At 71.3% G+C, this 13,675-nt stretch carries 10 protein-coding genes; 6 read left to right on the top strand and 4 right to left on the bottom strand.

Annotation, left to right across the window (positions count from 1 at the left end):
• Positions 1-248: 248 nt before the first annotated feature.
• The 3 genes from B5D66_RS09490 (at position 249) to B5D66_RS09480 (ending at position 2,627) form a co-directional block, all read left to right on the top strand.
• Positions 249-809, top strand: coding sequence for a TIGR03086 family metal-binding protein (locus B5D66_RS09490; protein WP_078761274.1), 561 nt, complete (start codon positions 249-251; stop codon positions 807-809).
• A gap of 79 nt (positions 810-888) precedes the next feature.
• On the top strand, positions 889-1,851 hold the full coding sequence (locus tag B5D66_RS09485) for a TIGR03557 family F420-dependent LLM class oxidoreductase (RefSeq protein ID WP_078761273.1): 963 nt from the start codon (positions 889-891) through the stop codon (positions 1,849-1,851).
• 527 nt (positions 1,852-2,378) lie between these two features.
• Positions 2,379-2,627, top strand: a complete 249-nt coding sequence (locus B5D66_RS09480) for an Lrp/AsnC ligand binding domain-containing protein (protein WP_200813585.1) — start codon at positions 2,379-2,381, stop codon at positions 2,625-2,627.
• An 85-nt stretch (positions 2,628-2,712) separates the two neighbouring features.
• Here the strand turns inward: B5D66_RS09480 and B5D66_RS09475 are convergent, their stop codons facing one another.
• Positions 2,713-3,486, bottom strand: coding sequence for an APH(3') family aminoglycoside O-phosphotransferase (locus tag B5D66_RS09475; protein WP_394330047.1), 774 nt, complete (start codon positions 3,484-3,486; stop codon positions 2,713-2,715).
• Between the two features lie 380 nt (positions 3,487-3,866).
• Between B5D66_RS09475 and B5D66_RS09470 the strand changes: the two genes are divergently transcribed.
• Genes B5D66_RS09470 through B5D66_RS09460 form a run of 3 tightly spaced genes read left to right on the top strand, consistent with a single transcriptional unit; the run spans position 3,867 to position 6,695 of the window.
• Positions 3,867-4,688 (top strand): DUF742 domain-containing protein, encoded by an 822-nt coding sequence (locus tag B5D66_RS09470; RefSeq protein ID WP_078761271.1) that lies wholly within the window; start codon positions 3,867-3,869, stop codon positions 4,686-4,688.
• 13 nt (positions 4,689-4,701) lie between these two features.
• A complete protein-coding gene (locus tag B5D66_RS09465; RefSeq protein WP_078761270.1) occupies positions 4,702-5,967 on the top strand; it encodes a styrene monooxygenase/indole monooxygenase family protein in 1,266 nt (421 codons plus the stop codon).
• Positions 5,968-5,993: 26 nt separating this feature from the next.
• Complete coding sequence (locus B5D66_RS09460) at positions 5,994-6,695, top strand: methyltransferase domain-containing protein (protein WP_078761269.1); 702 nt, start codon at positions 5,994-5,996, stop codon at positions 6,693-6,695.
• Between the two features lie 82 nt (positions 6,696-6,777).
• On the opposite strand, the gene B5D66_RS09455 is transcribed toward B5D66_RS09460, so the two are convergent.
• From B5D66_RS09455 to B5D66_RS09445, 3 genes are all read right to left on the bottom strand, one after another.
• Positions 6,778-9,729 carry a type I polyketide synthase gene (locus tag B5D66_RS09455; RefSeq protein WP_159457245.1) on the bottom strand — a complete coding sequence of 984 codons (2,952 nt, stop codon included), beginning with the start codon at positions 9,727-9,729 and terminating at the stop codon, positions 6,778-6,780.
• Between the two features lie 486 nt (positions 9,730-10,215).
• Positions 10,216-12,282, bottom strand: coding sequence for an acyltransferase family protein (locus B5D66_RS09450; RefSeq protein WP_268805287.1), 2,067 nt, complete (start codon positions 12,280-12,282; stop codon positions 10,216-10,218).
• Between the two features lie 236 nt (positions 12,283-12,518).
• Positions 12,519-13,556, bottom strand: coding sequence for an Lrp/AsnC family transcriptional regulator (locus tag B5D66_RS09445; RefSeq protein WP_394330045.1), 1,038 nt, complete (start codon positions 13,554-13,556; stop codon positions 12,519-12,521).
• Positions 13,557-13,675: the final 119 nt, after the last annotated feature.

Genomic DNA, 13,675 nt, shown 5'->3' with positions numbered 1-13,675 from the left:
ATCACTCCTAGCCGGACCCGCCCCCCGGATCCGTGCCGCCCGGATCGGGCCCGTGTCGTTGTGCTGGCCTTTCCAATGATCGTCACCATGGGTGAGGGCCGTGGTGCGGCCTCGCCGTGACATCGGTTTCCTTCCGGGAAATCCGGTCTTTACACTTCCGCCGATTCGGATCGCCGGCCGTGTTGCGAGCGCGTCGCATCGGGTAGGGATGGGCAGTCATGCCGACGATCACGACGGAAGGGGCTTCGATGTCCGACCTTCTCGACCTTCACGGCCAGGCGATGGGCGAGTTCGACCGCCGGGTCCGCGAGGTCCGGCTCGACCAGTGGGCGCTGCCCACACCCTGCTCCGACTGGGACGTCCACGACCTGGTCAACCACCTGGTGAGCGAGCAGCTGTGGGTCCCGCACCTGCTCGCCGGCGGCACGATCGAGGACGCGGACGGGCGTTTCGACGGAGACCGCCTGGGAGAAGAACCCATCGCCACCTGGGAGATCGCCGCTCGGGAGGCCCGCACGGCGTGGCTGCAACCGGGAGCGACGCAGAGCGTCGTGCACCTGTCGTTCGGGGACACCCCCGCCTCGGTGTACCTGTGGCAGATGACGTTCGACCTGACCGTGCACGCCTGGGACCTCGCCCGCGCGATCGGCGCGGACACCGAACTCGCCCCCGACCTGACCGGCGCCGTCCTGGAGTGGGCGCGCGACCAGGACTTCTCCGGGGGCGCCCTGTTCGACCCGCCGGTGGAGACGCCGGCGGACGCCGACGCCCAGACCCGGCTGCTCGCGCTCACCGGACGACGCCCCTAGGACCGGGGGTTAGACCCGCGCCACGGGGGTTAGGCGGAGGGGCGTACCGCGTTTCGACACCGGAGGAGAGTGCTGCTTCGTGGCGCGTATCGGTTACTTCCTGTCCTGCGAGGAGCACGGTCCCCGCGAGCTCGTCCGCCAGGCGCGCCGGGCCGAGGAGGCCGGCTTCGAGGCGCTGTGGATCTCCGACCACTACCACCCCTGGTTGGACGTGCAGGGGGAGAGCCCGTTCGTCTGGTCGGTGATCGGCGCGATCGGCGAGGCCACCTCCCTGCCGATCACCACCGCGGTGACCTGCCCGATGGTGCGCACCCATCCGGCGATCGTCGCGCAGGCCACGGCGACCTCGGCGGCGCTGGCGCGCGGCGGGTTCACGCTGGGCGTGGGCACCGGGGAGGCCCTCAACGAGCACATCCTCGGCGACCGCTGGCCGCCGGCGGCCGAACGGCGGGAGATGCTGGAGGAGGCCGTCGAGGTGATGCGCAAGCTGTGGACCGGCAAGCTCGTCACCCACAACGGCCCCCACTACACGGTGGACACCGCGCGACTGTACACGCTGCCCGAACGCACCCCCGAGGTGTACGTCTCGGCGTTCGGGCGCAAGGCCGCGGAACTTGCCGGACGCATCGGGGACGGTCTGGTCATGATGGGCCCCGAGGCCTCGACCATCCAGACCTTCCGCGAGAACGGCGGCGAGGGCAAGCCCGTCCAGGCCGGCCTGAAGGTCAGCTGGGGGCGCGACGCCGACGAGGCGGCCCGCTACGCCTGCGAGAGGTGGCCCAACGACGCGCTGCCGGGTGAGGCGGCCCAGCTGCTGCCGCTCCCTCGCCACTTCGAGCAGCTCGCCGAGCTGATCACCCCGGAGCGCGTCGGCTCGATGATGCCGTGCGGTCCCGACCCCGACGTGCACCTCGACGCGATCCGGGAGTACCTGGAGGCCGGCGTCGACGAGGTCTACGTCTCCCAGGTGGGCCACCGCCAGGACGAGTTCTTCGACTTCTACGCCGCCGAGGTGTTGCCGGAGCTGAGGAAGGGGAACTGACCCCGCAGGGGGAACGGCGCCGTCACCGTTCCCCTCCCCCGGCTTCCCCGACCGGTCCCAGGGGCGAGCCTGTCCGGCAGGACGTCGAGGGCCGCGGGGACCTCGCCGCGCCGCGCAGCGTCCCCTCTGTCAGGGCTCGCCGGGACCGTATGGGGCCGTCCCGGCAGGGCCGCTGCGGCCGGGGACCGGTGACGGCCCGCACCGCGCGGAGGCGGGCCGGCCGCTTGGAGCGCGGGAACGTGGATGGGGCCCGCGGCCCGCCCATCCGGACCGACGCCGGGTCACCGCGCGGATCGCCGGTGCCGGCCGGTCGCGGAATCCGCCCCACCGTGTCGGGCGCCGCGCTGTACAGCGCCGCCCGGGCCGGCCGCGGGAGGGCAGGCGAACGCGGCGATGGTGATGGCGGCGGATCCCCCTGCCCCGGGGGCGCTGCCACCGCCGCCGGCAGAACGGCCCTCAGCCTCCCCCCAGGGGCAGCGGGCGGGCCGGCACGACTGGGGCCGAGGGGCGTCCGCGGTTCCTTCGCGGTGCTGATCGACCTGACCCTGGAGGCCCAGGACGCGCGGAGCGTCGAGACCTTCGAACAGGCCCTCGGCCGAGCGCCGGAGGTCGTCGAACCGCGTCGCCTCTCCGGCGGCCCCGACTACTTCGCCCGTGTGGCGGTGGCCGACCTGGCCGCTGACGAGACCTTCCCGAGCCGGCACGTCATGACCATCCCGCGGATTCGGAGCATCACGTCGCACTTCACGATGAAGCACATCGAACCCGCCCTCTAGCTCCCCGTCGGGTTCCAGGAGCGGGCATCCCGGGACCGGGAGGGATCCCTCCCCCGCGGCGATCGACCCGGCCGATGGGACCGGCTCAGAAGAACTCGTCGAGCAGCCGGTAGTAGTCGAGCCGGTCGGGATCGACCAGGTGGGAACCGTAGTGTTCCAGGAAGGCCCGGACGAAGGGCGGGCCGAACCGGCCGGCGGCGTCCGCGGCCAGCTCCCGGCAGGCCAGGGCGAGGTCTTGGTGACGGTCGGCCACGCCCAGCCGGCCCACGTCCACGACACCGCTCCAGTCGAGCGTGACCGGATCGACGAGGACGTTGTCGAGGGTCAGGTCGCCGTGGCAGATCACGGCGTCCTCCCCTTCGGGGGCGCCCTCCTCCAGCAGGGGCAACAGCTCCCCGGCGGTGCGACCGCGACGTTCGGCGTCGAAGTCCGCCGCGTCGACCAGCCCGGCCTCGACCCGTTGCCGGGCCAGTGGAAGGGTGATGGACAGCCGACGGTCGAAGGGGCAGTCGGCGACGGGCAGGTCGTGCAGGTGGCGGGTGAACCGGGCGAGGGCGGCGACGATGGGGGCCCTGTGGTGGGCGGGCCATTCCCCGCTCAGGGGGCGGCCGGGGACCTCGGTCGTCACCAGCCACGCCCGCTCCCCGTCGTCGTCCAGGTCGACGACCTCGGGCGCGCCGATCCCTGCCCGTCCCAACCAGGCGCAGCGGTCGGCCTCGGCGGTCAGCTCGTCGCGGTCGGCCAGTTTCACATACAGCGAGGTCCGCCCGGACAGGCGCCACACCCCGGCACCGGAGGCCCCGGTCCGCACCCGCCGCCATTCGTGCCGCCGGTAGCGGCGGCGCAGGGGCGCGGGCAGGGTCGCGGGAGCCGAGGAGAACACGAGGTCAAGGCTAGCGCCGGGATCTCCTTCCGCGGGGCGCGGGGGCGGCATGGTCCGTCGTCCCGTCGCAGCGGTCGACGTCACTCGGGATATCGGAGTCCGGGGGCCGCGCATCATGATCATCTTCGTGGCATAATGACCGTCCGAAAGCGCGTGGAAACTGTAATTGGGCCCGAAGTACGGCTAAATCCACCACGGGAATCCGGGCAATGATCCTGTCCAGTCACGCAAAGCTCCGGCACCCTCCCCCGGGTCGGTTCCCCGGAACGGAGCGCGGTCCTCTTCGGTTGCTGCGAAGATGGCCGCCGGTCCGGGGGTGGCCACGCACCCCCACAACGGGCACGTGAACAGGAGTAATGGTGCTTTCCCCTGATTTCCCCCTCGATGCCACTGAAATGACGTGGCGATGGGGAGCCCGGCCGCTTCTCGCCCACGCGGTGGTCGTGGCGACTCACGCGGACGGGCCTGCGGCCGAAGTGGCGGTACCGGATCCCTGCACGCGCGCCATCCTCAAGGGCGCCGTGGCACCGGTCACCGTGGCCGAACTCGCCGCCCGCGTCGGCGCTCCGGTCAGCGCGGTGCGCTGCGTCGTACAGCGCCTGATATCGGCGGGCTTCATGCGCGTGGACAGCCATGGGGACGAGGGGATCGCCTCGGGGACGGTCAAGGTGGTCGTCGCGGCCGCCACGCTTGAGACGGAGCGGTCCTTCATTGCCGCCGTCGGGGAACCGATTCCCATGCGGGTCCGGATTCCGGTGGCGCCCAGGGAGACCGCGACCATTGAATCCTTTTTCGGGCGGACGATTATTCGCGGCGAGGGCCTGTCCATATTCATGGCCGGATCGCCGAAACACTGGAATTTCCGCCCCTTGTGGGACGACGAGATCCGCGGTGCGCTCGGAATGGTGATCCTCGCGGATCCCCGTTTCCCCGACGCGGCCGAAGTCGCCCTGGCCTCCTGTCACCAGCACGGACTACCGCACGTGTTGGTGGCCGAACACGGACCGGGCCTGCGTGTGGTCACGTCGGCGGCGCGGCACTGGGCGCGGTATGCGCTCCAGATCACGCCGGGGACCCCTGTCCTGGCGTGTGATGTCCGTGATCATGATTCCGTCACCGGGGTGCTGCGCGCCCTGGTCGGTCACGCCCGGACCCTGACCTCTGAAGCGACCAGTTGAGAGAAGAGAGACGTTGCGTAAGATCCTGATCGTCGGTGCCGGGCAGAGCGGATTGTGCCTGGCGAACGGGCTGCTCGCCCACGGGGGTTACGATGTCACCCTGGTGACGGGGAAATCCTCGCCGGAGATCCGGGCGAACCGTCCGAATGTGACCCAGTTCACCATGCCCCGGGCTCTGGAGATGGAGCGCCGGCTGAGTCTGGACTGGTGGTCGGCGCGGGCACCGCACCTGGAGGGTGTGCGCCAGCCCCTGTACCTTCCGGGCACCTCTGACCCGCTGGTCATCGAGGGCCGGTTCCAGGGATACGGCATCGCGGTGGACCCGCGCCTGAAGATGGCCGACTGGCTGGAGTACTTCGAGGACAAGGGCGGCCGGGTGACCATCGCCGGGCTGTCGGTGTCCGACCTCGACTGGTTCTCCCGCAACTACGACCTCGTCGTCGTGGCGGTGGGCAGTGGTGAGCTGGGGGCCCTCTTCGACCCCGACCCCACCCGGTTCAGTGGCGCGCACCCCCGTGTCATCACCCAGTCCATCGTCTACGGCGTCGAGGACGGCCCCAGTGGCCCCGGGTTCGCCGACGCCATCTCGGCGCCGGCCGGCCGCGTCATCATCGCCCCGGTCCTCACCGCCGACGGGCCGGCCAACGCCATCTGCGTCCTGGACGAGCCGGGCGGGGCCCTGGACGGCTCCCACCTCCAGCCCAGCAGCCGGCACCGGGCGACGGCCCAGGAGGTCACCGACTGGATCGTCAGCTCCATCGCCGGCCGTTTCCCCGACTACGCCGCCCGCCTGAAGGAGGTGGAGCCGGTCGACGGCAACGCCGCGGTGATCTCCCACCTCACCCCGCAGGTCCGCAAGCCGGTGGCCGTCCTGCCCTCGGGCGGGTCTGTTCTGGGCAGCTCCGACGTGGTCGTGACGACCGACCCGATCTCCGGACAGGGGTGGAACGTCTCGACGCTGTGCGCCGCCACCTACCTGCAGCGCATCATCGAGCACGGAGACAAGCCGTTCGACGACGCTTGGATGCGCGAGACCTTCGACACCTTCTACGCCGAGGAGGGGGTGCACAGCGCCGCGCTCAGCGCGATGCTGCACTCTCTGTGGGACAACGAGCTCCCCGCCTACTTCCAGGAGATCGTCGGCGCCGCGCTGACCTTCCCCGAGGTCGCCGACCGCTGGGTGCACGGACTGGACGACCCCAAGGACTACCGAGCCTGGTTCCTTGACGAGTACGGAGCCCGCGCCTACCTCGAACAGGTGGCGGCGGCTCACGGCTGAACCCATCAAGAAAGGTATCCCCCTCGATGACCTCCCCTCACCATCCCCCCGGTGTCCCGGACAACTCCTCCGCACCGGTCGCCACCCCCCGGCCGCGCCTGTGGAGCGAGCGCAACATGGCCGCTCTCTACGACCTGCTGGTCGTGCACGGTACCTACTGGGCCATGTGGGGGGTGCGCTGGCCGGTCATCGCGGAGCTGTACCGGGCCAATGTCAGCGGTAACCACCTGGAACTCGCTCCCGGGACCGGTTACCTGCTCAACCGCGTCGGCATGCCCAGCGAGACGCCGCGGCTGCACCTGCTCGACCTGCACGAGGGTCCCTTGGAGGTGAGCGCGCGGCGTCTGGCCCGGTTCCAGCCGGTCAAGCTCCAAGGGGACGTCTTCCAGCCCTTCCCCTTGGCGGAGGACAGCGTCGACTCGGTGGCCGCGGGGATGATGTTGCACTGCCTCCCCGGTGACAGCATCACCGCCAAGGCCGTGGTCTTCGACAACGTCGCCCGGGTCCTCACACCCGGTGGGAGGTTCTTCGGCTGCACCGTTTTGGCGCGTGATGTGCCCATGAACTGGTTCGGACGGCTCAGTCTGCGCAAGGTCAACGACAAGCAGGTCTTCTGCAACCTGGGTGACTCCCTGGCCGATCTGCGGTCTGAGCTGGAGAAGCGTTTCGACGACGTCTCCGTGACCGTACACGGATCCGTCGGGCTCTGGCAGGCCAGCGCCCGCTAGTCCAAGCCCCGCACACACCGCGCCCCCTCTCCCGAGGACCCGGGAGAGGGGGCGCGGTGTTATGGGGCTGACCTTCCCTGTCTCACAGGGCCTGCGCGGCCAGGTGCCGTTCGATCTCCTCGGAGATACGGTCGATGGTCGGCTCGGCGTGGATGATCGCCACGGGCAGCCCGATGAGGGAGGGGTGGGCCTGCTGGAGCCGGTTGCGGATCTCGATCAGCGCGACCGAGGTGACTCCGAGGAAGCCCAGCTCCTCGTCCAGCGGGAGGTCCGCCGGATCGGTCCGGGTGATCTCGCCGACCATGACCCGCAGGACCTCCACGATGGCGGCCCGCCGCTCCTGCGGACCGTTCGCCGCCGCCAGCAGGCTGCCCAGCTCCGTGGGGGCCGCATGGGGCTCGGAGCCCGGCCCACGGTCCCAGGCAGCGGCAGGAAGGGCGACCGGCGTCAGACCGGAGGGCACCAGCCCCGAGGCGATGTGACCGTGAGTCGAGAGACGTGCCACCGCGGCGAGCAGTTCCCCGGTCTCGTCCCGCTCCGGAAGGCCTGCGGGAACGACGTCGAGGGGAACGCCGCGTGCCTCCAGCGTGGCCGAGATGGCGTGCGCCAGCACGGAACGGGGCGCGATCTCGACGAACACGCTGTGCTTCTCACCGGCGACGGCCGTGAGAGTGTCGTACAGCTGCACGGTGGAACGCATCTGGCGAGCCCAGTAGTCGCCGTCCAGATCCGTTCCCGCCGCCAGCGTGGCGGACAGGGTCGAGTAGAAGGGGATCCGGCCCTCCCGCGGTTCCAGACCGGCCAGAGCCGTGCGCATACGCGGCACCAGCGGGTCCAGGATCGGGCTGTGGCCGGGAACACCGCTGTCGACCCGACGGGTCCAGGCCCCCGCCGCGTCCAGCTCGGCCTGCAACCTGTCCAGGGCCTCGTTCTCCCCCGAGATGACCGTGGACGAGGGACCGTTGACGACGGCCACGGCCAACCTCCCCTCCCGGCCGTCGAGTATGAGACGAGCGTGCTCGGCGTCCAGGTCGGTGGCCAGCAGCCCGCCCGTTCCCTCGGTCTCGTTCAGCAACTCCGAGCGGACCCGCACCAGCAGGGCGGCGTCCTCCAGAGAGAGCGCCCCGGCGATGTGCGCGGCGGCCGCCTCGCCCAGGCTGTGCCCGATCACCGCCTCGGGGGTGATGCCCCATGACTCCCAGGTCCGGGCAAGGGCGACCTGTACTGTGAAGATCGCGTGCTGGGCGGAGACGAAGTCGTCGACCGGATCACCCGGCGCCCACGGCGCCCGGTCCATTCCGGCGCCCAGGACGGCGCGGACCTCGTCGACGGCCGCGGCGAACGCCGGAATCCGGGCGTAGAGGTCCCGGCCCATGCCCGCCCACTGGGAACCATGGCCGGAGAAGACCCACACACGGCGCGGCGGACGGGCCGGCGCGCTGCCCGGACCGAACAGGGCCGGATGGGGCCGGCCCTCGCCCAGCGCCTCCAGGGCGGCGGCGGCCTCCTCACGGGTGGCGGCCAGGACCGCGGCGTGCTGTCGGGTACGGGTTCCGTACAGGGGGCCGTTGTGGTCGCGGCGGTGCACGGCGGTGGAGGCGACCGCCGTCAGGTCCTCAGCGGAGGCGACGACCGGCGCCCAGCGGGCGGCGGTGGCCCGCAGTGAGGTCTCGGAGTGCGCGGACAGCGGGATGAAGGTCGGGAGCGGTTCGGCGGGGACCTCCTCGACCCCTTGGAGGAGGGCGTGGGCGTTCGTCCCGCCGAAACCGAATCCGCTCACCCCGGCGAGGCGGGCCCGGCCACGGGCCCGCTCGGGCCAGGGCTCGGCGGTGGTGGGGACGCGGATGGGGAACCTGACGAGGTTCGGGCGCATCCGGTCGTGGTGGATGGTGCCCGGGATGATCCCGTGGTGGAGGGCGAGCGCGGCGGTGATGACACCGGCCACCCCGGCGCCCCCCTCCAGATGCCCGATGTTGGCCTTGACCGAGCCGACCAGGACGGGGTCATCGGAGTCACGTCCGGCTCCGAGCACCTCCGACAGGGCCTTGGCCTCGATCCGGTCGCCCGCGGCGGTGCCGGTGCCGTGGGCCTGGATGTAGTCGACGTCGCGAGGGTCGACCCCGGCCCGCGCGCACGCGGTGCGCAGCATGTCGGCCTGGGCCTGGGAGCTGGGAGCGAACATCCCATGGGTGCGACCGTCGGAGTTGACCGCGGTCGAGCGCACCAGGGCGTAGATCCGGTCGCCCGCGGCCTGCGCGTCGGCGTGGCGCCTGAGGACGACGACCCCCGCTCCCTCGCCGCGGACATAGCCGTCTCCGTCGGCGTCGAAGGGGCGGGTGGCTCCGGTCGCCCCCAGCACGCCGCCCTCGTGGAAGGCGGCCATCATGGCGCCGTTGAGCAGGATGTTGACGCCGCCCACGATCGCGGTGTCGATCTCGCCGTTCTCCAGGGCCTGACGGGCGTAGTGCAGCGCGGTCAGGGAGGAGGAACAGGCGGTGTCGATGGTCAGCGACGGGCCGCGCAGGTCGAGGAAGTAGGAGACCCGGTTGGCGAGGATGGACAGAGCCGTGCCCGACAGGTTGCTCATCGTGGTGCGCCGGCCGGGGGTGAACGCGAGGGTCGCCTGGTCGAAGCAGACCGCGCCGACGTAGACGCCGGTGGCGGTGCCGCCCAGGGAACCCGGGGCGATGCCGGCGTCGGTGAGAGCCTCCACGACCGTCTCCAGCAGCATGCGCTGCTGGGGGTCCATCTCGGCCGCCTCGGTGGCGGTGATCCCGAAGAACTCGTGGTCGAATGCGTCGATGTCCTCGACCACGCCGGCCCGGTAGGGCTGTTGTGGCCGCTGTTCCTCCGCGATCTGGTCGACCATGGTCTTCCAGCGCTGTTCGGGGATCTCGACGGTGGCATCGCGGCGTTCCAGCAGGGCCTGCCAGAACGTGTCGGGACCGTGGAGGCCGCCGGGGAAACGGGTTCCGATGCCGACGATCGCGACGGTCCTGTCGGGGACCACCGAGGCTGCGGGGGGAAACGTCATAGGAAGGTGCTCACTCTCTGTCCGGCCGTCTTGGGGGGACGCGTGCATGGGATTGCTCCTCATCCGGCCGTTACGAGGTCAAGGGAACGGACAACACGGACCAAACGGTCATTACCCGAATCCTCCTTGAGTGATTCATCTATCTACAAGCAATAGACAGGCGATCCGGTGTGATTTCTATCGGTTCGCGGAGTGAAGAGAGGTGCGCTGGAGGGAGAGGGGGTGTCATATCGCGGGATCGTAGTGGCGTCACCCCTGTTCCGAGGGCTTCATGACATGAAGGGTGGGGAAAGATGAGATGGATCGCCCCTCGCTGTCGGTATCAAGGGGAAACGGAACCGGGAATGCCGGAAAGGGGAATTGGGCAACCAGATATCCCCCGTTTTCAGGCGGCCGAAATGGAAGCAGTCCGCGCTTGAACCTGTTTACTCCGGTTATGCAAAAGCGGCCCGGACGTCGTTCTTCCGGGCCGCGGTGTCCCCGTCGTCACCCCCGGATCCGGTCCTCGTCCAGCAGCTCGGCGAAGTAGGGCGCGAGCAGCCGCGCGTAGGTCGCGGTGATGTGGTGACCGTCGCGGTAGACCAGCACGTTGCCCACCACCGGAGGACACTGCTCCGACGTGCAGAAGAGATCGCTCAGGTCCACCACCCGGGCCCGGCCGCCCACCAGCTCGGCCGCGGCGAACTGGGGGTCGGGGTCCAGCGCGTCCTCCCGGGTCCGGGTGCACGCGGTGAGCACGCCGGCGCCCCGCTCGACGCATTCGGCGATCCCGGGGCGTGACTGCGGGGTGTCCCGGATCGCGACGACCTCGGCCCCGCCCGCCTCCAGCTCGGTCCACAACCGGGCCATCCCCTCGGCGATCAGATCCCGCCCCTCCCCCCGCGAACCCGCGCCGTGCGCCTCGGCGATGGTGTTGGAGGAGGTGAACACCATGTCCGGCCGGATCCGCCCGGACAGCTCGGACACCACCGCCTCGCCCCACTCCCGGCACTGGTGGTAGGGGCGCCCCTGAGGATCCTCGATGAGCGTCGCGGTGAACACGCACGACGCCTTCGTGAACACGTGAACCCGCCAGCCGCGCTCTCCGGCCAGCTCCTGCACGGTCGGCAGCCAGTGCGCGGCGTGGGAGTCGCCGACCAGGGCCACCTCGGTCGCCGCCCCCTCCGGGCCGTAGACGCAGTGGCGTGGCACGCTCTCGATGGCCGAGGTCTGGCAGTCGTCGGCGTAGAGGTCGGGCAGGTCGTCCGTCGCCGCCAATGGCGCGGGGAAGATCGGCTCGGTGACCCGCTGCGGAGTGTCCCCCGCCTCCAGCGCGCGGGGCCCCGTGTGCACGGACGGGTCGAACTCCACCGCGCGCAACCGCTGGGCGTGGGCGAGCTGCCCGCCGCCGATCACGCCCACCGTCAGGGCACCCGCCACGGCGAACGCCAGGCCCGGACGCAGCCGGCGCAGCGCGCCCCCGGTGCGTATCGGATCCTCCACCGCGACCTTGGTCGCCCACGCCAGGGCGAACGACAGCGCCAGCACCGCGGCGGCCGACACGGGGGTGAGCGAGCGTCCGCTCCAGCCGACCGCGATCACGATGATCGGCCAGTGCCACAGGTACAGCGCGTAGGAGAGGTCGCCGACGAGACGGGCCGGCGCGCTCGCCAACAGCGCCCCGACGGAACGGCGCGAACCGTCGTGCCCGGCGGCGATGATCGCACAGGCGCCCAGCACGGGCAGCGCCGCCGCGTGGCCCGGGAAGGAGGTCGCGTCGTCGTACCCCAGCGCCGCGGCCAGGATCGCGGCGAGCCCCAGCACGCCGAGCGCGCCGCGCGCCCGCTCGGGCACCTCCGCGCGCAGCAGGAGCAGCGCCAGCAGCCCGCCCGCGGCCAGCTCCCACATCCGCGTGTGCGGCAGGAAGTAGGCCCGTGCCGTGTCGGTGGCCGTCAGCCACAGGGAGCAACCGAACGACGCCACCACGATCACGGCCACCGCGGCCACGAGCAGGCGGCCGGCGCGACGTGTCCGCCGGCCCCACCCCGCCCAGGCGAGGAACAGCAGCGGCCACACCAGGTAGAACTGCTCCTCCACGGCCAGCGACCAGAAGTGCTGGACGGGTGAGGGGACGGTCTCGGCCGCCAGGTAGTCCACGGCCTGCCCGGCCAGGTACAGGTTCTCGACGTACAGCGCGCTCGCGATGAGCTGGCGGGCGGTGTCCTCCAGCCGGGTGGCGGGCAACAGGAGGACCGCGGCCACCCCGGTCACGACCAGCACCAGCGTGGCCGCAGGCAGGATCCGGCGGATGCGCCGCGCGTAGAAGCCGGCCAGGGAGATCCGGCCCTCACGCTCGGCCTCGCGTACCAGCAACGTGGTGATGAGGAAGCCGGATATCACGAAGAACACGTCCACGCCGACGTAACCGCCCGGCATCAGGTCGGCGTCGAGGTGGTACACGACCACGAGCAGGACGGCGAGGGCGCGTAGTCCCTGCACCTCGGGGCGGAAGCGGTGAACACCGGTGGCCGCGGTGGCGGGGACGGCCGACACGGAGGCGGTGGGGGTCGTCACGGGAACCAGTCCAGGCGGGTCGGGGCGGCGGAGGGGCCAGGCCGCTCGGGATCCCCATGCTGGTGCCCCGCGCCGTCGCGACCGCTCGCGCGCGGCCGATGTCACCGAGGATTCACCGGGAGACCGCCGTCCGGCCGGATGGGGTTCGCCCGGCTCTTCCGATTCCTTCCGGTCCCTCCCCCGCGGTGACGCGCCGGTCCCCGTCTCGCGGCCCCGGGGTGCTCCGCGGGCCGGCGTCAGCCGGTGGCGCCCTCCTCGCTCCCATAGGGCAGCGGCAGCCGGGGGTCGCCCAGGAACACCCCGTCACGCCGTATCCAGTAGCGGCGCAACACGTCGAGCACCACCGACACCCGCAGGTCGGTGACGCCGGAGCCGCGGGCGAGGTCGACGGAGAGGAAGTCGGCGAGCGCGGCCTCGTCGCGGAACACGCCGTGGTGGATGATCGAGGCCCCGCCCGCCACGACCGAGACGTAGCGGGCCGAGGGGTGGGCGCCCAGCAGCCCGGCGACGTCGGCGATCGCGCCCGGCGTCACCCCCAGCGACACGACCGCCTCCAGGCCCATGCCCAGCAGGGCGGGTTCCACCTCGACCCGGGGGCGCACGATCCGGCGTTCCAGCAGCGACTGGATGAGCCGGTAGGCCGTGGACTGGCTCACCCCGAGTTCCCGGGCCACCTCGCTGGAGCCGGTCCTGGCGTTGTGGTGCAGCAGCCGCACCGCCGCCATCTCCTGGGGGGTCGGCACCGCCCACCCGCTCCCCTCCTCCCCGTCGTCACGGTGGGAGCCGAGCGCGGCGAGCCGGTCGGGGGGCAGCCGGTCCAGTCGCCAGGCGTCGGCCCGGATCACCGGGCGCAACACCAGGTCCGACTGGGTGGAGACGACGCCCGGGACCGACGGGATCTCGTGGGTGAGCAGGTCGCGCACATGGTCCCGGCCCGCCGGCAGGACGACGCAGTAGATGTCGGCGTGGCCGGCGGTCATCGCCACGAACTGGGTCTCGGGGCGTTCGGCGAGGGCGCGGGCGACCTCCTGGAGCCGGCCGGGGACGGTGGTGATCCAGACGTGACGGGGGTGGGCCCCGGAGAACAGGGGCCAGTCGACCTGTCCGATGACGCGCACCAGCCGGTCGTCGTGCAGGCGCTGCAACCGCCGTCCGACCGTGCTGGGCGAACTGCCCAGCGCCTCGGCCAGGACGTTGACCGGGGCCCGGGGCGCCTGTTGGAGGGCGGCGATGAGATCGAGGTCGAGATCGTCCAGATTCGTCTGTACCGTCACGCCCTGATGGTAGCCGTCATCCAACCGTAACTTCGTGAATGATTCGCCCATTTCAATCTTAGCTATTGACATATCCGCCCACGACGTCTGAGATGTACGAATCGGGAGCGGGCAGGGAG

The organism is Marinactinospora thermotolerans DSM 45154 (genome assembly GCF_900167435.1).
Classification (GTDB): Bacteria; Actinomycetota; Actinomycetes; order Streptosporangiales; family Streptosporangiaceae; genus Marinactinospora; species Marinactinospora thermotolerans.
The sequence above is the reverse complement of the archived record's forward strand: the minus strand, read 5'-3'. Positions and strand labels throughout refer to the sequence as shown.